This window comes from Corallococcus exiguus (assembly GCF_009909105.1).
GTDB lineage: Bacteria > Myxococcota > Myxococcia > Myxococcales > Myxococcaceae > Corallococcus > Corallococcus exiguus.
In genome coordinates this window covers 910,167-928,696 of record NZ_JAAAPK010000002.1, presented here as the reverse complement: position 1 = coordinate 928,696, position 18,530 = coordinate 910,167, and the positions used below count along the sequence as shown (strand labels likewise).

The 18,530-nt window shown below is 69.6% G+C and carries 17 protein-coding genes and 2 tRNA genes; 11 read left to right on the top strand and 8 right to left on the bottom strand.

The features are described from left to right. Positions 1-74 precede the first annotated feature (74 nt). The gene (locus GTZ93_RS10270; protein ID WP_139919928.1) at positions 75-887 is read right to left on the bottom strand and encodes a hypothetical protein; all 813 of its coding nucleotides are present in this window, start codon (positions 885-887) and stop codon (positions 75-77) included. A gap of 161 nt (positions 888-1,048) precedes the next feature. Here GTZ93_RS10270 and GTZ93_RS10265 point away from each other — a divergent pair, with 161 nt between their 5' ends. The 5 genes from GTZ93_RS10265 (at position 1,049) to GTZ93_RS10245 (ending at position 4,910) form a co-directional block, all read left to right on the top strand. Next, the gene (locus tag GTZ93_RS10265; protein ID WP_257979321.1) at positions 1,049-2,167 is read left to right on the top strand and encodes a DNA topoisomerase IB; all 1,119 of its coding nucleotides are present in this window, start codon (positions 1,049-1,051) and stop codon (positions 2,165-2,167) included. Positions 2,168-2,246: 79 nt separating this feature from the next. Further along, entirely contained in the window at positions 2,247-2,978 is a 732-nt protein-coding gene (locus GTZ93_RS10260) for a 2OG-Fe(II) oxygenase (RefSeq protein ID WP_139919929.1), read from the top strand. Between the two features lie 114 nt (positions 2,979-3,092). After that, positions 3,093-3,287, top strand: coding sequence for a hypothetical protein (locus tag GTZ93_RS10255; protein ID WP_120598435.1), 195 nt, complete (start codon positions 3,093-3,095; stop codon positions 3,285-3,287). 39 nt (positions 3,288-3,326) lie between these two features. Then, the gene (locus GTZ93_RS10250) at positions 3,327-4,391 is read left to right on the top strand and encodes a patatin-like phospholipase family protein (protein ID WP_139919930.1); all 1,065 of its coding nucleotides are present in this window, start codon (positions 3,327-3,329) and stop codon (positions 4,389-4,391) included. Positions 4,392-4,418: 27 nt separating this feature from the next. After that, the gene (locus tag GTZ93_RS10245) at positions 4,419-4,910 is read left to right on the top strand and encodes a VOC family protein (protein ID WP_257979322.1); all 492 of its coding nucleotides are present in this window, start codon (positions 4,419-4,421) and stop codon (positions 4,908-4,910) included. Between the two features lie 18 nt (positions 4,911-4,928). On the opposite strand, the gene GTZ93_RS10240 is transcribed toward GTZ93_RS10245, so the two are convergent. Next, positions 4,929-6,140: an alpha/beta hydrolase gene (locus tag GTZ93_RS10240; protein WP_161662757.1), complete on the bottom strand. Its 1,212-nt coding sequence runs from the start codon at positions 6,138-6,140 to the stop codon at positions 4,929-4,931. Between the two features lie 60 nt (positions 6,141-6,200). After that, positions 6,201-6,836: a pyridoxamine 5'-phosphate oxidase family protein gene (locus GTZ93_RS10235; RefSeq protein ID WP_139921038.1), complete on the bottom strand. Its 636-nt coding sequence runs from the start codon at positions 6,834-6,836 to the stop codon at positions 6,201-6,203. A gap of 93 nt (positions 6,837-6,929) precedes the next feature. Here GTZ93_RS10235 and GTZ93_RS10230 point away from each other — a divergent pair, with 93 nt between their 5' ends. After that, positions 6,930-7,871, top strand: coding sequence for a LysR family transcriptional regulator (locus tag GTZ93_RS10230; protein WP_139921039.1), 942 nt, complete (start codon positions 6,930-6,932; stop codon positions 7,869-7,871). Positions 7,872-7,914: 43 nt separating this feature from the next. On the opposite strand, the gene GTZ93_RS10225 is transcribed toward GTZ93_RS10230, so the two are convergent. The 4 genes from GTZ93_RS10225 to murJ all read right to left on the bottom strand — a co-directional run bounded on the left by GTZ93_RS10225 (position 7,915) and on the right by murJ (position 12,211). Continuing rightward, positions 7,915-7,988: transfer RNA gene (locus GTZ93_RS10225), tRNA-Met, on the bottom strand. 78 nt (positions 7,989-8,066) lie between these two features. Continuing rightward, positions 8,067-8,140: transfer RNA gene (locus tag GTZ93_RS10220), tRNA-Met, on the bottom strand. Between the two features lie 103 nt (positions 8,141-8,243). Then, positions 8,244-10,250, bottom strand: coding sequence for a S1 RNA-binding domain-containing protein (locus GTZ93_RS10215; protein ID WP_121755125.1), 2,007 nt, complete (start codon positions 10,248-10,250; stop codon positions 8,244-8,246). Positions 10,251-10,477: 227 nt separating this feature from the next. After that, positions 10,478-12,211: a murein biosynthesis integral membrane protein MurJ gene (murJ, locus tag GTZ93_RS10210; protein ID WP_139921049.1), complete on the bottom strand. Its 1,734-nt coding sequence runs from the start codon at positions 12,209-12,211 to the stop codon at positions 10,478-10,480. Positions 12,212-12,316: 105 nt separating this feature from the next. On the opposite strand from murJ, the gene GTZ93_RS10205 reads away from it, so the two are divergent. The 5 genes from GTZ93_RS10205 to GTZ93_RS10185 all read left to right on the top strand — a co-directional run bounded on the left by GTZ93_RS10205 (position 12,317) and on the right by GTZ93_RS10185 (position 17,662). Next, positions 12,317-12,805 (top strand): ferritin family protein, encoded by a 489-nt coding sequence (locus GTZ93_RS10205; protein ID WP_120576724.1) that lies wholly within the window; start codon positions 12,317-12,319, stop codon positions 12,803-12,805. Positions 12,806-12,868: 63 nt separating this feature from the next. Next, positions 12,869-13,741 (top strand): encapsulin nanocompartment shell protein EncA, encoded by an 873-nt coding sequence (gene encA, locus GTZ93_RS10200; RefSeq protein WP_120576723.1) that lies wholly within the window; start codon positions 12,869-12,871, stop codon positions 13,739-13,741. A gap of 24 nt (positions 13,742-13,765) precedes the next feature. Then, positions 13,766-15,190 carry a sigma-54-dependent transcriptional regulator gene (locus GTZ93_RS10195; RefSeq protein ID WP_139921041.1) on the top strand — a complete coding sequence of 475 codons (1,425 nt, stop codon included), beginning with the start codon at positions 13,766-13,768 and terminating at the stop codon, positions 15,188-15,190. A 75-nt stretch (positions 15,191-15,265) separates the two neighbouring features. Beyond that, positions 15,266-16,297, top strand: a complete 1,032-nt coding sequence (locus GTZ93_RS10190; protein ID WP_120576721.1) for a M23 family metallopeptidase — start codon at positions 15,266-15,268, stop codon at positions 16,295-16,297. Between the two features lie 78 nt (positions 16,298-16,375). Next, positions 16,376-17,662 (top strand): hypothetical protein, encoded by a 1,287-nt coding sequence (locus GTZ93_RS10185; protein WP_139921043.1) that lies wholly within the window; start codon positions 16,376-16,378, stop codon positions 17,660-17,662. A 30-nt stretch (positions 17,663-17,692) separates the two neighbouring features. On the opposite strand, the gene rsmI is transcribed toward GTZ93_RS10185, so the two are convergent. Then, positions 17,693-18,526: a 16S rRNA (cytidine(1402)-2'-O)-methyltransferase gene (rsmI, locus tag GTZ93_RS10180; RefSeq protein ID WP_139921045.1), complete on the bottom strand. Its 834-nt coding sequence runs from the start codon at positions 18,524-18,526 to the stop codon at positions 17,693-17,695. Between the last annotated feature and the right edge of the window lie 4 nt (positions 18,527-18,530).

The following is an 18,530-nucleotide window of genomic DNA, read 5'->3' as shown; positions in this document are numbered from 1 at the left end:
CTCGGGGTCCCCCGCGAAAGCCACCCGGTGCCGATTGTCGCGCCCGTCCGGAGGAGCCCGGTGGACGCCAATGTTCATCGCTGGGCGCGGGCTCGCGCGATGGCCGCTGCCTTCAGCGGATCACGCAGCTGCTCCATTTCCTGGGGAAGGAGCCAGTCCACCGGCTCCACCTCGTACACACCCCGCTCCGCGTCGTAGCCGAGGATCAACGCCGGCTGGCCGCGCTTGAGCTCATTGGGCTTGTCACAGAAGACATTGAGGATGAGGCCCGCGGCCCCATCCTCGAACGTGGCGTGGCCATCCCTGGCCGTCACGCTGCCGCTGGAGATGGTGCACACGCGGCCCATCAACGCATCGCGGCCCGGGGCGCGCCTGGCGATGAAGATGGGGCGCAGCGGCCGCACCGCGATCCCGCTCGCCACCGTGGCCACCACCGCGCAGACCAGGCCCAGGCCCGTGCTCACGAGCCACGAGGGCAGAATGGAGAGCGCCGCGTGCGTGGCCTGTCCGCCGAGCAGCGACAGCGACCAGGAGAGGAACACCACCAAGCTCACCGACACGGTGACGGGGATGCCCCCGAAGCCCAGCGCCGCGAGCAGGCCGGTGGCGGCCTCCGCGTCGTGCAGGTGCGAGTGCCCCGCGTGGCCGACGTCATGGCCCCCGAGTGCCTTCGCGCCACCTTCGAGAATCCCGGAGGTGGCCTTGGCGCCGCCCTCGAACGCGCCGCTCACCGCCTTGGCGCCGCCCTCCAGGGCCGAGTCGCCATCCAGCATGTCGATGCCGGCCGCGCCGATGATCACGCACAGCCAGTACGCCAGCACCACACCCAGGAGGATGGTGAAGATCGCGGTCGGGTACGCCAGGAGGGCGTCGAGGAAGGTTGTCATGCCTCGGGAATAAATTGAGAGGTGGGAGTCGCAACGAACTCTAAACGACTGCATCCCCATCCGAAAATGCCGCCTGGGGCTTTTCTGCCCGGCTGCTCCCCCTCCCGCCAGGGGGCAACCGGATTGCCGCCCCGGCGTGGGCTGCGCACTACAGGGAGGCGATGCCCTCCCATGCCACCATCTCAGAATCCGAGCGCATCCCGTCCACGAGCCACCAGGGAATGACCCAGCTGGAGCGGCTGCGGCAGGACGGCCACCGTCGGCTGGGGTCCATGAAGCGAGGCTTCCGCTACGTGGACGCGCGGGGCCGGGCTGTCTCGCACTCAGAGCGCGAGCGCATTGACACACTGAGGCTGCCGCCCGCCTGGACGGACGTGGCCATCTCGCCCAAGGCCTCCGCGCGCCTTCAAGCGGTGGGCAGGGACGGGGCGGGCCGCTGGCAGTACCGCTACAGCGAGGCGCACACGCAGAAGCAACGGGACGCGAAGTACCAGCGCATCGTGGGCTTCGCGCAGGCGCTGCCGAAGATGCGGCGCCAGGTGAGCAAGGATTTGCGCAAGCGGGGCCTGGGCCGGGATCGGGTGCTCGCGGGGATGCTGCGCATCCTGGGCACCTGCTTCATCCGTCCGGGCAGCGAGCGCTACGCGGAGGAGCACGGCAGCTTCGGCCTGGCCACGCTGCGAGCGCGGCACGTGAAGGTGCATGGCGACACGGTGGTGTTCGACTACCCGGGCAAGTCCGGAGTGCGGCAGCACCGCGAGTTGAAGGACCGGCGCGTGGCGACACTCCTGCGGCAGTTGTTGAAGGTGCCCGGGCGAGACGTCTTCAAGTTCGTGCTCGACGACGGCGCGGTGGTGGACGTGAGGCGCCGGCACATCAACGAATACATCCAGCAGGTGATGGGGCCGGGCTACAGCGCGAAGGACTTCCGCACCTGGGCGGGCACGCTCATCTGCGCCTGCGCGCTGGCGAGGGCCCGCGATCGCGCGAAGGAGGATGGCGACGACGGCCCGGTGAAGAAGACCGTGCTCAAGAAGAGCATGGTGGCCGCGGTGCGCGAGGCCTCCGAGCAGTTGGGCAATACGCCCGCGGTGGCGAAGGCGTCGTACATCTACCCGTCCGTGCTCGTCCTGTTCGAGCGAGGCCAGGTGGTGGACCGCTACTTCCGGTCCGTGGACGAGCTGGCGGCGAACTCGGGCGAAGGCATGCACTGCTCGGAGAAGGCGCTGTTGCACATGCTGGGCAAGACGAAGCTCAGCGCGAAGCAGGCGTCCGTGTAGCTCAGGACTCGGCCGGGAAGGAGGCGGGCGGTGGCGGTTCCCCTCTCGCGCGCACCGGGAAGGCGCTAGCGTCCGGTCCGTGCCCGAGTACGTCACCCACCGCGACGCCCTGCCCCGCGCCGAGCTGGAGTCCCTGGGGGATGCCCTGCTCGGCTCCCGCTTCGTCGCGCGCAGTCCGTTGATGGGCACGTTCCGCGCGAGCCGCGGCTTCGCGTTCATCTTCACGCGCGAGGGCCGAGCGACGCTGGAGGCCCGCTTCCCGTTCCTGTCCGTCTACCTGCGCCGCATCCTCGACGACGACAGCGCGCGCGGGCTCCTGCCGTGGACGCAGCGCTGGTTCGGTGGCCGCGACACACGTCCGCGCCCCAATGCGTTCTATCTGAACCTGCTGCTGCTGGACGCGGGCACACCGGTGGGACGGCACATCGACGCGACATTGCAGGAACCGAGCGGCGTTCCGGACGCGACACCCGAACACGTGAGCGTCCTGTACCTGCGAGTTCCAAAAGGCGCGCAGGGAGGCACGCTGCGGCTGCTGCGAGACAACCAGCTCCAGGGCGAGGTGCGGCCCCGTCCGGGCCTGCTGGTCCACTTCCGGGGCAACCTCCAGCACGAGGTCGAGCCCTTCACTGGAGGTCCGGAAGGCGCCCTGCGCGCGAGCCTCGTCTGCGAGCAATACGCCTTCGCGGACGACGTGCTGCCCCGGCTCCCGGTGTTCCGCATCCAGTCCAAGGCGGGCTTCTCCGCCTACCTGGAGGCCCAGCGCGAGCGCGACGGCGCGGCCCCTTCCGTGGGAACGCTGGAGGAGTGAGCGCCCGCTGAAGCCCCGCTCCTGGAGCAGGCAGCCGCCCGGGCAGACCACCGCTTGCGCCCACGGGGCAGCGTCCCAAGCCTTGAGGTTCACCTTTCGCAGGAGTGGACGACCATGGCGGGCAAGAAGCTGGAGGGCTACGGCGAGACCAGTGAGCGACGCCAGCGGCACCTGGAGAACGACGAGTTCTCTGAACGGGCGCCCCAGACACCCGAGGAGCTGGAGAAGGCGCGCACCGAGCCGGAGGATGGGCATCAGGTGGTGACACTCCATCCGCTGGATTCAGAGCGTCCGGACGACGAGGGCTGAACACTCGCACACGCCGGGCTGATAGGGTCCGCGCCCGCGATGAGCCAGAGTCTGACCTTGCTTGCGGGCCCCGACGCCCTGCGCATCCTCCGGGAGCGCGGACTGCGCGCGGAGGACGTGGACATCCTTCCAGGCGCTTCCGGTGGACCGAAGTGGCTGGGGCTGGAGGGAATCGACCGCGTGCTGTTCGGCGAACTCCTCCAGCAGCCGCGCACCCGGCCGCTGCACCTCATCGGCAGTTCGATCGGGAGCTGGCGGCTGGCGTGCCTTGCGCAGAAGGAACCTGTGGCCGCGCTGAGGCGCTTCGCGGACGCGTACCTGGAGCAGCGCTATCCGCCCAAGCCTTCGCCCTCGCTGGTCAGCGAGAGGAGCGCGACGATCCTGGATTCCCTCCTGGGGCCGGACGGCATGGAGGAGATCCTCACGCACCCGTGGGCGCGCCTGCATGTCGTGACGACCCGGTGCAAGGGATTGCTGGCGATGGAGCAGTCCAGCATGCAGCTCGCGGGCTTCGTGCTGGGCGCGCTGGCGAACGCGGTGAGCCGGCGGACGCTCGGGCTCCACATGGAGCGCGTGGTGTTCCACACCGCCGGGGACTCCAGCCCCTTCGCCGGACTCAAGGACCTGCCGTCGGTCCATCGTCCCCTCACGCGCGACAACCTGCGCCCGGCGCTCATCGCATCGGGCTCCATTCCGATGGTGCTCGCGGGCGTCCACGACATCCCCGGCGCGACTCGCGGCACGTACCGGGACGGCGGCGTCGTCGACTACCACCTGGACGTCGACTACGGCACGGGTGACGGGTTGGTGCTCTATCCGCACTTCTATCCGTACGTGGTGCCCGGCTGGTTCGACAAGTCGCTCAAGTGGCGGCGCGCGGGTCCGCTCAACTTCCGCCGCGCGTTGATCATCACGCCATCGCCCGCGCATCTGGCGCGGCTGCCCGGTGGACGCATCCCGGACCGTTCGGACTTCACGGAGATGAAGGCCGACGACCGGATCCGCGCGTGGAAACAGGTGCTGACCGAAGGCGACCGCGTGGCCGACGAGCTGCGTGAGCTACTGGCCTCGGGTCGCATCGCGGATCACGTCCAGCCGCTGTAATACTCAAATCGGTCACTGGAGGACCCCATGCTTCGAATCCTCAGCGGCGCGCTGCTTGTCCTCACCCTGGGCGGCTGCGCGGCGTCGCCTCCGCGTCCCTCGCCCACCGTTCCACCCAAAGGCACCGCCCGCATGCGCCTCGGCAACTTTTCCGTCAGCCTCGCCGTCAAGGACCTCGCCATCTCTCGAGCGTTCTACGAGAAGCTCGGCTTCCAAGTCATTGGCGGCAACGCGGCCCAGAACTGGCTCATCCTTCAGAACGAGACCAGCACCATCGGTCTGTTCCAGGGCATGTTCGACAAGAACATCCTGACGTTCAATCCCGGCTGGGACCGCAACGCCCAGACACTCGCTGACTTCGACGACGTCCGCGAGATCCAGCGGAGCCTCCAGGCCCGCGGTCTGCCCCTCGCGACCGCCGCCGACGCGTCCTCCACCGGGCCCGCGAGCCTCATGCTCACCGACCCCGATGGCAACACCATCCTGATTGATCAGCACGTCCCGAAGCCGGGACAGTGAGGCGGTGGTTGGGTCCACTCAGGAAGCGAGCCACGTGCGAAGCGTGGCGTAGACCTCCGGGTGGTCGAGCAGGTCCAGGTGGTTCGCGCCCGGAATGATCCGCTGGTTCGCTTCCGGGAATCGCAGTGTCAGCTCGGGCAGGGCATGCTGCCCGAGCGCGCTGTCCACCGGGACCAGCCCGTCACCGGGCAGCCGCTCCGCCAACGCCTTCGCGGTGGTCGCCGCGATCGCGTAGCAGGCCACGCCCTCCGGCAGCGTGACGCCGCGACGGGCATCCCCACCCCACCCGAAGCGCTCCCGCCCTTCCCAATGCTCATCGAGCACGTTGCCGAAGCGCAGGTCGGTGACGCCAGCACCACGGATCCGTCCCAGGCGAGCGAACGGCGCGCTGTACGAACTGATCTCCAGCAGCACGTCCACCCAGCTCCCACCGCGCTCCAGCGGTGAGCCGTGATGGGGAGACCCAAGGCAGACGAGCCCGCGCAACAAGGGCCGCCAGGCCTGGCCCTCGGCCTCCGCCGCGAGGCACGCGCTCCGCGCCACCAGTCCGCCCATGCTGTGCCCCATGAGCGTCAGCGATTCGAGCGGCACGGGCCAGCAGGCCACGAGCTGTTCCAGCAGCGCGGAGAGCGCACGCCCGTTCCGGGAGATGTGCAGGCCGCTGTTGTAGTGGAGGTAGACCGGCGTGTAGCCGAGGTCGCGCGCCAGCGCCGCGCCATGGTCATGCCCCCGCCGGCTCCACTGAAGGTCGTTCATCGAGGAGCCATGGACCAGCACGAGCAGCCGGCTCCCTGCCTCCGGGAGGGCGGCGCGCAGGGCCTCGGGCTCCAGGCACAACGGCTGCCCGTGGACCCGGAACGCCATCGGAATCGCGAGCGGGTTGCCCTGTGCCTCCAGCGCATCCCCCAGCACACCGTTCAGCGCGGAGACGACCGCCTCCCGCTGAGGCCCCGGAGCACTGTCACCCAGCCACGGCGAGAGCCGCGCGAGCACGGCGTCGAGCCCCGCCCCCACGTGCCGCGTGGCCTCCTGGAGTGTCGAGTAGATCCACCCCGTCACGGCCCGCGCCGGGCGCTCCAACGGCCTGCCCAGGACGGACGGCCCGCTGGCGATGGTGCAGTGCACCTCCTCGACGAGCCCCATCACGCCCCGGGTGGCCTGCACCGCGAGGCGGCTGGCACCCCGCAGGGCCTCCGCGTTCTTCCTGACGGCTGGCGACTGGCTGTTCATGGCTCACGCCTCCACGACCAAACCTACCGAACCGTAACCTACCCGACCGTAGGTCCAGGGTCAAACCGGGGACCGTCTCAAGCGCGCAAGCTCCTCGCGAAGGGAGCGGTTCTCCGTGCGGAGCGTCTGGAGCTCGGTCGACACCGGACGCAGCATTTCGTCCAGCTCCGCCTCGGTGAACCGGGGCGTGATGTGCTGGGGACAATTCCAGTCGAAGCCCTCCACGCGGAGCACGAAGCCGCGTTCGGCCTTCGCGCTTTGCCCGGGGACTTCCAGGCGCTCCATCGTCGCGGGGTCCGTTTCGCGGGTGATGACGGACGCGTGCGCCAGGACCTTCAGGCGCGCACGGTTCGGGTAGTCCACGAAGATGAGCGCGACCCGGTCGTTCTCGCTGACGTTGCCCGCGGAGATGTACTGCTTGTTCCCCCGGTAGTCCGCGAAGCCCAGCGTGTGCGGGTCCAGCACCCGGATGAAGCCCGGCGGACCGCCCCGATGCTGGATGTACGGCCAACCGTTCGCGCCCATGCTGGCCATGTAGAAGCTGTCACGTTGGGCAAGGAACTCCGCCTCGTCGGGCGTGAGCACATCCGGTGCGTCCCCTGCCCTCTCGATACGTGCGTAGGCCGCACGGCTCCCGTTCTGCTCCTGGAGCGCCCTCACTGCGGGCGTGAAGGCGAGTCTTGCGAAACGGCCCATGGCTTTCTCCCTCGAAGCACCACGTATATCCATGGGACGTGGTGAAATAATCAGCCGGACCCGCAAGACTTCATTGCCAACTTCGCAAGAATCATGGACCAGCTCTTCACGCTCCGGACGTTCGTCGCCGTCGCCAGGCAGGGAAGCTTCACGGGCGCATCCCGCCACCTCCGCATCTCTCCGTCGGTGGCGACCCGCGCTGTCGCCCAGCTCGAGGAGCGGCTCGGGCTCGCGCTCCTCACGCGCACGACGCGCTCCGTCCGACTCACCGAACGTGGGCAGATCTATCTGGAGAGCTGCCAGCGGCTGCTGGAGGACCTGGATGAGGCCGACCGGCGCGTCCGGGGCGAGAACGCCGAGCCGCGAGGCGAACTCCACCTCTCCGCGCCCATCGTCTTCGGACGGCTTCACGTCCTACCGGTGGTCCAGAAGCTGCTCGCGGCGCATCCGGCCCTGTCCGTCCGCATGCACCTGTCGGACAGGAACCAGCACCTCGTGGACGAAGGCATCGATGCGGCCGTCCGCCTGGGGGAGCTGAAGGACAGCAGCCTCATTGCCCTCAAGGTCGGCACCGTCCGCCGCGTGCTGGTGGCCAGCCCCCACTACGTGAAGCAGCACGGGGTACCCCGCTCGCCCGCCGAGCTGAACCGCCATGAGATCATCGCCTTCGAGGGCCTCGACGCGACGAACGAGTGGCGGTTCGGCGAAAGGGAGAAGCCGGTGCGCATCCAGCCCCGCCTCATCCTCAACAGCGCGGACGCGCTCATCGCGGCGGCGGAGCAAGGCCTCGGCATCGCGCGCACGCTCTCGTACCAGGTGGCGGACCCCGTGCTCGCGGGGCGGCTGGTGCTGCTCCTCGGAGCGTTCGCGCCGCCACTGGTCCCGGTGAGCGTCATCTACCCCGGCCGCCGCAGCACCTCCGCGAACGTGGGCGCCTTCGTCCGCACGGCGCGCAGCCACTTCGAGGAGCACCCGCTCCTGCCGGTCGAAGCGTGGCGCCCGCCCAGGCCCGCGGGCGGCAAAGCCAGACGCTGAAAAGCGAAAGGGCCCCGGTGTTTCCACCGGGGCCCTCTCAGAGTTGCGGGGGCAGGATTTGAACCTGCGACCTTCGGGTTATGAGCCCGACGAGCTACCAGGCTGCTCCACCCCGCGTCACCGTGACGCGGTACTGCTGTTATCACCTTGAACACCCGGGGTCGAAACTTTAATTTCGACCCCGGGCTTTTCAAGTTGCGGGGGCAGGATTTGAACCTGCGACCTTCGGGTTATGAGCCCGACGAGCTACCAGGCTGCTCCACCCCGCGGCGAGAACGAGAGGGTAAGTACCGAAGCCTCTCGCTACCGTCAACACCTATCTCGGCGCCCCATCGCATTGTTTCGCGTGAGCGCCGAGATGGCGTGACGTCACTACTTGCCCAGCTTGCTGAGCAGATCCGCGAAGGTGCCGAAGCCCTTCTTCCCAGCGCCCTGCGGCTGCTGCGTCTTCTGCCAGGCCTCCACCTCGGCGCGCTCCTCCGCGCGGATGGCGCCGGGGATGGACAGGCGGATCTTCCCGGAGGCGTCGATGTCGATGATCGCCACCTTCAGCTCCTGGCCGATGGAGAAGTGCTTGCGCATGTCCGTGCCGCGATCCGTGCCGGTCTCGCTGGCCGGGATGAGGCCCTTGCCGCCCGGGAACGCGAGGAACACACCGTACGGCTCCAGCCGATCCACCTTGCCGACGACGACCGCGCCCACCTTGGGACGGGCCGCCGCGGGCTCCTTGGGAGCCGACGCCTGGGCCTCCTTCGCGGGACGCTCCTCGGGAGGACGCTGGGCCTCCTCCTCGGAGATGCGGCGCAGGCCGATGCGCTTGTCATTGGGGTCGATCTTCTCGACGGAGACCCAGATGACCTCGCCTTCCTTCACCGCGTCGCGCGGGTGCGCGATGCGCCGGTCGCTCAGCGCGGAGATGTGCACCAGGCCGTCCACGCCCGGGCGCAGCTCCACGAACGCGCCGAAGGGCTGGAGCCGGACGACCTTGCCCTGCATGCGGTCGCCCTCCTTGATCTCCTCCAGCGCCTTCTTGAACGGATCCTCCTGACGCGAACGCAGCGACAGGGTGATGCGCTCCTTCTGCTTGGACTTGTCGGGGGAGTTGGGCTGGCCCTCCTCCATGCGGAGGATCTCCACCTCCACGTCGTCGCCCTGCTTCACCACGTCGCTGGGGTGCGCGACGCGCGTGTAGGAGAGCTCGGAGACGGGGACCATGCCCTCCACGCCGCCCAGGTCCACGAACACGCCGAAGTCGCGCACGCCGGAGACCTTGCCCTTGACCGTCTTGCCCACGGCCAGGGTCTTGCGCGTCTCCGTCGCCAGCCGGCGCTGCTCGTCCTCCAGCAGCGAACGGCGCGACAGCACGACGTTGCGGTCGCGAACTTCCGTCACGCGGAACTGGAGCTTCTCGCCGATGAACTGATCCGGCTTCTCCACGAAGCGGATGTCCAGCTGGCTGATGGGGCAGAAGGCGCGCGTCTCGCCGATGGCGACTTCCACGCCACCCTTGTTCACGCTGAGGACCAGGCCTTCCACCGGCATGCCGGAGGCGCGGGCCTCCGCGAGCATCGCGAAGGACGCGTTGCCCTTGGCCAGCGCGCGGCTGAGCTGGATGCCCCGGGCACCCATCTCCACGACGTGCGCCTCCAGGCGGTCACCGACGCCGAAGCGCAGGATGCCCTCGTCGTCCTTGAGCTCGCGCAGCTCGATCATCGCCTCGGACTTCGCCGAGCCGTCCAGCGACACGAACGCGGTGTCCGCGCCCAGCTGGAAGATGGTGCCACCGACCTTCTCGCCAATGCGCACGCCACGGCGGCCAGGAGCGCCACCGTCCTTGACCTGCGCCTCGAACATGTCCGCGAAGGACTCGGTCTCAGCGACCTCTTCGTACAGCGGGCTGGACGGCGCGGGGGCCGGCGTCACCGGACGCGGGGCCGGAGCCGGCGTCGAGGCCGCGGAGGCCTGCGCGTCAGCGCCCGTCTGCTCCGCGGTCGCGGTCGCCTCGGCGGGCTTCTCACCCTCCAGCGCGCGCGTCTCGATGGAGCCCGAGGCCCGCTTCACGACCACCATGGGGCCGGACGGACGGCGCTCGCCGCCTCCACCGCCACCCCGGCGCTCGCCGCCACGGCCACCGCCGCGCTCACCGCCACCGCGGGGCGCGTCGCCCTGGGGACGGGGCTGCGACTGGGCGTCGCGAGGACCGCGATCACCGCGGCCCGGCCCGCCCTTCTCATCGCGGCCACCACGGCCACCGCCGCGCTCGTTGCCCTGGCCCCCCGAAGGGATGCCCAGCATCACGTCGCCAAACGTGGCCTTCGGCTTCTTGGGACCGAAACCGCCAGGACCGCCCGAATTTCCGCCGCTCTTCTCGTCGCTCACTGCCGAGACCTTCCGTTGACGATTCCAGCCCGGGACTTCCTTGAAGTCGGGGCCTTTGGAAAAAGGCGGCGCACTCTACACGTGCGCCATGCCCGGAGGAAGCCGCATGCGGCCATCCCCTTCACAATCGGCCTCCTATCCCAACGCAAAGGGGCCTGTCCTGCATTCCGTTTGAGCCCCCAGACACTGCCTGGAGGGCAGCCGTCCCACCGGGCGCCGCACCGCGTCTACCGGGCGAGACCCAGCTTCCGACCCACCTTGCGGAAGACGGCGCCCGCCTCTGGGACGCCCAGCGCGGCGGACACCGCGAAGTAGACGACGCCGAAGGGCACAGCCGTCGCCATCAGGCCCAGCACCGGGTGCAGTCGGGGCGGCACCAGGAGGGTCCCGCCCCACTCCGCCCCCACCCCGGGCATGGGGCCCAGGAGGCTGGTGAGGCCCTGCTTGACGGCCAGGGCCACGAGCCCGCCCACCACCGCCGCGACGTACAGCCGGGGAAGCAGCCCCGAAGGCGGGCCCACGGGCCCTACGATGGAGCGCAGCTTGCGGCGCAGGAGCGTGGTCTCCACCCAGGCGACGATGCCGCTGGACAGGGTGAGGAACGCCGCGCCCAGCTCCCGGGGCAGGCCCAGCCGCTCCGGCAGCCACAGCGCCAGGAACCAGGCCTTCACGGTCCCCAGGGCCACGCGCACGATGGCGTAGCGCAGCGGTGTCTTCGGATCCTTCAGCGCGTAGAAGGCGGAGGCGTAGAGCCGGCCCACGGTGGACGCCACCAGGCCCACGGCCGCGCCCATCAGCAGGTACCAGAGGTAGCGCGAGTCCGAGGCACCGAAGCGGCCCGTCTGAAGGAGCGCACCGCTCACCAGGTCCCCGAGGAAGAAGAGCGCGACGGCGGAGGGCACCACCCAGAAGGCGATGCGCCGCGAGCCCGCGTCGATGCGGCTTCGCAGCTTCGAGTGCGCCTGGGCATCCCCTTCCGCCGTGGCGCGCGCCATCTCCGGCAGCTCCGCGGCGGACACCGCCATGCCGAAGAGGCTCACCGGGATGAGGTAGATGGTCTGCGCGTAGAGGAGCGAGGACAGCGCGCGGTTGGAGATGAGCGACGCGAAGGCGGTGTCCACCCACGCGCTGAACTGCACCACGCCGCGCCCCAGCACCACCGGGCCGAAGTTCTTCAGCACCTGGCGCACGGAGGCGCTCGCCAGCGACACCACCGGGCGGAAGTGGCCCAGCAGGCGCATCACCGTGGGCACCTGCACCGCGAACTGGAGGAAACTGCCCAGCACCACGCCGTAGGCCAGCCACTCCGTCACGGCTTCTTCCGCGGCGCGGCCCCCGGAAGTGCCGTGCAGGCTGCCCACCACCAGCAGTGTGGCGATGATGACGACGTTCCACACCACGGGCGCCAGGTAGGACAGGAGGAAGCGCCGGTGGCTGTTGAGGATGCCCAGGCACCACGCGCTCAGCACCAGGAAGCCCGTGCCCGGGAAGAGGATGCGCACCAGCCGCACGGCCAGGTCGCGCTCGCCGCCGTCGAACCCCGGCGCGATGAGGTCCACGAACAGCGGCGTGGCCAGCATGCCCAGCGCCACCATCACAGCGGTGGCCATGGCCAGCAGGCCGAACACCGCGCCCGCGACCCGGTCGGCCTCGTCCGCGTCCTTCTTGCCCAGCAGCTGGGCGTAGACGGGGATGAAGGAGCCCGACAGCACGCCTTCGCCGAAGAGGTTCTGGAGGAAGTTGGGGATGCGCAGCGCGGCCTTGAAGACGGCGGCGGCCTCCGCGTTGCCCAGGTAGTGCGCGAAGACCCGCTCGCGCACCAGGCCCATCAACCGCGACGCCAGGATGCCAATGGCCACCAGCGTCGCGCCCCGGCCTCCCGCGCTGCGTTCAGGGCTGGACGGAAGAGGGGCGGCCGGAGAGTCGGGCTGGGACTGCGGGACAGGTGCGGGGGCGGTCACGAAGAGGCGAACTCTATGTCCCCCGTTCTTCGGCATGCAGCAGGAAACCCTTCGACCGCTGTTTCACTTGACGCTCACCTCACAGGTTGCGAGGGTCCGCCCCCAATGGCCGGAAAGTCCGACACCGAGCGGTCCGACGTCGCGCGCATCCGCGCCGTCCTGGCACGCGAACTCGAGACCATCAACGAGTACGAGGCGTTCGCCGAGGACTCCTCCCTCCCAGAGGTCAAGGCCTTCTTCCTCCACTTGGCGGCGGAGGAGAAGGAGCACGTGTCCGAGGCGACCCACATGCTCCGCATGCTCGACAAGGGCCAGGACGCGCACTTCGCCAAGCCCTTCGTCCCCGGCCACTTCCAGGGCGCCGTGGGGGGTGTCCCCGCGGAGCCCGCCGTGCCCGCCGCCGAACCCGCGCCCCTGGTGACGCGCGCGCCGCCCTCGGTGGGCCGCCTGGCGAACGAGCCCCTGACGTCCCTTCCGCCGCAACGCCTCATCTACGGCGTCCCCGCGCCGCCGCCTTCGGCCAACGGCCATCCGCTCACCATCGGCAGCCTGCGCCGCGGCGGTGGAAGCGGTGGCTCCAGTGGCGGTCGTTAGAACCCTTTTGTTTCCTGCCTTCTCCTCTCCCCTCCTCTGCCGCCGCTCGTGACGGAGACACCGATGCCTGACTTCCTTGGACATGCCGAGAACCCGCTGCGCGAAGAGGAGTGGGCGCGCCTCAACGAGACGGTGATCCAGGTGGCTCGCCGTTCGCTGGTGGGCCGCCGCATCCTGGACATCTACGGGCCGCTGGGCGCGGGCGTGCAGACCGTGGCCTACGACGAGTTCCAGGGCGTGTCCCCGGGCGCGGTGGACATCGTCGGGGAGCAGGAGACCGCGATGGTCTTCACCGACGTCCGCAAGTTCAAGACCATCCCCATCATCTACAAGGACTTCCTGCTGCACTGGCGGGACATCGAGGCGGCGCGCACGCACAACATGCCGCTGGACGTGTCCGCCGCCGCTGGCGCCGCCGCGCTGTGCGCGCAGCAGGAAGACGAGCTCATCTTCTACGGCGACCAGCGCCTGGGCTACGAGGGCCTGATGACGGCCAACGGCCGCCTCACCGCCACGCTGGGGGACTGGACGGCGCCGGGCGGCGGGTTCCAGACCATCGTGGAGGCCACGCGCAAGCTCAACGAGGCCGGCCACTTCGGGCCCTACGCCGTGGTGCTGTCGCCGCGCCTGTACTCGCAGCTGCACCGCATCTACGAGAAGACGGGCGTGCTGGAGATTGAAACCATCCGCCAGCTCGCGTCAGACGGCGTCTACCAGTCCAACCGCCTGCGCGGTGAGTCCGGCGTGGTGGTGTCCACGGGCCGGGAGAACATGGACCTGGCGGTGGCCATGGACATGGTCGCGGCCTACCTGGGCGCCAGCAAGATGAACCACCCGTTTCGCGTGCTGGAGTCGCTGCTCCTGCGCATCAAGCACCCGGACGCCATCTGCACGCTGGAAGGCGCCATCCCGGCCGCTCCCCCAGCGCGCCGTTAAGTCGCGGTCCCCGCGCGGAGACTCATGGCCAAGGTCCTGGTCATCGATGACGAGACGAACCTGCGCAAGGTGCTGGCCGCCCTGCTGCGCCGCGACGGGTTCGACGTCACCGTGGCGGAGAACGGCGAGCAGGGCCTGGCCGAGTTCCACAAGAACGGCGCTGACATCGTCGTCACCGACCTGGTGATGCCCAAGCTGGGCGGCATGGAGGTCCTCGCCGCCGTTCGCACCGCCAACCCGGACGTGCCGGTGATCATCATCACCGCGCACGGAACCGTGGACTCCGCGGTGGAGGCCATCAAGGCGGGCGCGTTCGACTACATCACCAAGCCCTTTGAGCAGGCGGAGCTGTCCTCCGTCGTGGCCAAGGCCGCCAAGACGAACGAGAGCGCCAAGCGCTCCGTGCGCGCGGACCACAAGGCCCGGTCCGCCATCATCGGCGAGTCGCCGCAGATCCAAGACGTCTACAAGATCATCGACAAGGTCGCGGACACGCCCTCCACGGTGCTGATCACCGGGGAGAGCGGCACGGGCAAGGAGCTCATCGCCACCGCGCTGCACGGCGCGTCCAGCCGCCGCGACAAGCCGTTCATCAAGATCAACTGCGCCGCCATCCCCGCCACGCTGCTGGAGAGCGAGCTGTTCGGCTACGAGAAGGGCGCCTTCACTGGCGCCGTCACGTCCAAGCCCGGCCGCTTCGAGCTGGCCGACGAGGGCACCCTCTTCCTGGACGAGATTGGCGAGATCCCCGTCGAGATGCAGGTGAAGCTGCTGCGCGCGCTCCAGGAGGGCGAGTTCGAGCGCGTGGGCGGCATCAAGACGACGCGCGTGAACGTGCGCCTGGTGGCCGCCACCAACCGCGACCTCCAGGCGGAGATCGAAGCGGGCCGCTTCCGCAAGGACCTGTACTACCGGCTGGCCGTGGTGCCCATTGGCCTGCCCGCGCTGCGCGAGCGCCGCGGCGACATCCCGATGCTCGCCGCGCACTTCGTGGACAAGTACAACCGGCGCCTCCACAAGAAGATCGAAGGCATCGCCGACGACGCGCTCGCGCTGCTCCAGGCCTATGCGTGGCCGGGCAACATCCGCGAGCTGGAGAACCTCATCGAGCGCGTGCTGCTCTTCGCGGACGGTCCCCTCATCACCGCGAAGGACCTGCCGGAGCCGGTGCGCGGGGGAGCGGGCGTGCAGGCGGGGGCACAGGTCGCCGCCTCGCTGGGCACGCTGGACGTCCCTGTGGGCGAAGTGGGCCTCAAGGACATCGTGCGAATGAAGGCCGCGGAGCTGGAGCGGGACCTCATCGTCAAGAAGCTGGACGAGACGGGCGGCAACGTCACGCGCGCCGCGCGCCTCCTGCAGATCAGCCGCAAGTCGCTCCAGACGAAGATGAAGGAGTTCGGCCTGCGCGACACCACCCCGGACGGTCAGGACGACGGCCCGGACGAGTAGCCTGGGGGGCCGAAATATCGCCCTTTCGCCAGCGGTTTCGGCCCCCGCGTACCTTCTTACCCTCAGGGAGCCTGAATGCGGCCGAATCTTCCCACCCTCGGTGGACCACCGAAGCGCAATCCCTTCGGACCGGTGGTTGCCGTCTCCGTCATCCTCGGCGCGGCCGCGGGTGGCGTGTGGTGGTGGAAACAGCGCATGGCGGATGTCCCCATGGACGTCGCCTCGCAGACCGCGTCCGCGCTGGACGCCGGCACCGTGGCCGCGGCCCCCGTGGCCCCGCCCGCGCCCACCGACCCCGTGAAGGCCGCGGGCCTGGAGCGCGTGTCCATCCGCATCGAGGGCCCGCTGGAGACGGCGCTCGTCCAGGCTTCCGACTCCACCGTGGGCCCCGCCCTGGCGCAGGTGGTGACGCGCACGCTGGTGTGGTGGGTGCGAGTCCCCGGCGAAATCCTCCGGGGAGACACGCTGGACGTGCTCTTCCAGCGCCGCCCCAACGAGGAGCCGCTGGTGTACGCGGTGCGCTTCGTGAGCGGCAAGACGGGCCAGACGCACCGCGCCTACCGCTTCACGCCCGCGGGTGAGGTGAACTCCCGCTACTACCTGCCGGGCGGCGACGAGCTGGAGCTGCGGATGGAGAAGTCGCCCATCGACAGCTACGAGCAGATCACCTCGCTCCTGCGCGACGGCCGCGGCCACAAGGGCGTGGACTTCCGCGCGCCGGTGGGCACGACGGTCCGGGCCCCCTTCGCGGGCGTCATCAAGCGCAAGAACTGGAACTTCGGCAGCAACGGCAACTGCATCGAGCTGGTGGAAACCGGGGGCAAGGGCCGCCGCGCCCTCTTCCTGCACCTGGCGGAGCTGCCCCGCACAGTCCAGCCCGGGATGCGCGTGAACGCGGGCCAGGTCCTGGCCCAGAGCGGCAACACGGGCCACTCCTTCGCCCCCCACCTGCACTACCAGCTCATGCTGGGCGAAAACCGCGTCCTGGACCCCTTCGACCAGCACAAGACCTTCCGCGCGTCCCTGGCGGCCGCACAGAAGGGCGCCTTCGACACCGAGGTCCAGCGGCTGGATGGACTGCTGGGAACGTCGGTCGCAGGGAAGTAAAGCCCCACCCATTTCTTGACACTCCTCCGACGGCACGGCTAGCTGGCAGGCCTGAGCCGTGGTCGTCGGAGGTAGTGGATGCACAGGTTTCGTGCCGTCATCGCCGCGCTGACGCTGGGCGTGCCTTTCGCCGCCAGCGCGGCGGAGATCACTCGGATTGCTTCCTCGTTCGAGGATGATGATCCGTTCGACCTCTTCCTCGACGTGGGCTTCGAGCGCACGCAGACGCGCGCGAAGATCGTCCGCGAGCAGCTTCGCGACGGCGACGCCACCAACGTCCCGGAGGTCAACGAGCTCTGGTACAAGGGCGTGGACGCGCGGCTGAATCTCGCCGTGGCCTTCGGTCTGTGGAAGGACCTGGAGTTCAGCTTCAAGCTGCCCATCGTCTTCCAGCAGAACGAGACGTGGAACTTCGTCTCGGGAACGACCCAGGGCAACTCCACCATCACGAACAGCTGCTTCAACGCGGACGGCTCGCCCTACTCCGACGAGGGCTGCGTGGGCCGGCTGTTCCAGGTGCCCCAGGAGAGCTACCGCGGCGGCCTGGGCAACGTGCACTTCGGACTGGCGTACGCCTTCTTCAACCAGGAGAAGGACGACACCAAGCCCACGTGGATCGTCGGCATCGACTACGAGGCGCCCACCGCCAAGCAGCGCGACCCGAGCCTGGACAACACCGACCCGGACGGCGATCGCGGCAACGTGGGCGACCGCGTCCACAAGTACCAGCTCTACACGACCTTCTCGCGGAAGATGGGCGTGGCGGAGCCGTACTTCAAGGCGTCCCACACCATCCCGGTGCGCGGCCCCGGCGCCTATTCCAACTGCGACCAGTCCAGCGCTCCCCCCCCGGGTAACCTGGGTGCCCCGTACAACTGCTACCGCGAGCCGTGGACCCGCCAGGAGACGGGCATCAAGGCCCCCTCGCAGACGGCGCTCACCTTCGGCATGGAGCTGGTGCCGTTCGAGAACGCGGCGAAGTCCCAGAAGTTCACCCTGGACCTGCGGCTGCTGGGCAACTACGTGGGCCGCGGCCGGTACTACAACGAGCTGAGCTCCGCGCTGCGCAAGCTGCTCACCTCCGACGACTACCTCCAGGTGGGTGGCCAGGTGGGCGTCACCGCGCGTGCAGCGGAGGCCTTCACCATCCGGGCCTCCGGCAACTTCCTCTACAACACGGACCACCTGCTCACGACCGAGGCCATTGGCCAGGACCTGAACGGCGACGGCACCGTGGACACCGCCGTGGGCTCGCCGGAGCTGAACCCCACGTTCGACTGGCGCTACGACCTGGTGTCCCGCCGCTTCCGGGCCATCCAGAGCACCACGTTCCGCTTCGACCTGGGCGCGACCTTCAGCTTCTGAAGTCCCGCCCGGAGCAGCGGTGGGCCTCCCCTACCGCTGCTTCAGCCCCAGGCCCAGCCGGTACACCTCCTGGCCGGGCCACCCCGCGCGGCGGGCCAGCTCCGTGCTCAGTGGCTTGAGCTTCTCGCCGCGAGCCAGGCCCGACTCCAGCGCCCGGAGCAGCTCGTCCTCGCTCCAGCGCTGCTCGCCGGTGCGGCCCTCCACCAGCACCACCACCTCGCCCCGGGTCTCCTCACCCGCGTAGCGCGCCACCAGCGCGGACAGCGGCCCCCGCACGAACTCCTCGTGCAGCTTGGTCAGCTCCCGCGCCACGCACGCGCGCCGGTCGCCCCAGGCTTCCTGCAGGTCCACCAGCGTCTCCGCCAGACGGCGCGGGGACTCGTAGAGGACGCAGGTGGCGGACAAGGGGGCCACCTCGTCCAGCATGGCCCGGCGCTCCGGCCCCTTGCGCGGCAGGAAGCCCAGGAAGTGGAAGCGCCCGGTGGGCAGGCCCGAAGCGCTCAGGGCGGCCACCAGCGCCGTGGGGCCGGGCACCGGCTCCACCTTCAGGCCTCGCTCCAGCGCCTCCGCCACCAGCTTCTCGCCCGGGTCGCTGATGCCGGGACTGCCCGCGTCGGTGACGAGCGCGCAGTCCTCCCCCGCCTCGATGCGGTCCAGGATGCGTCCGGCGCGCTGCCCCTCCGCGAAGGCGGGCAGGCTCACCAGGTCCTTCCCAGTGATGCCGAAGTGATCCAACAGGATGCGCGAGTGCCGGGTGTCCTCGCACGCGAGGAGGCCGACGGTGCGCAGCGTCTCCAGGGCCCGGGCGGTGACGTCCCCCAGGTTCCCGATGGGCGTGGCCACGAGGTAGAGCGTTCCAGCCAAGGGA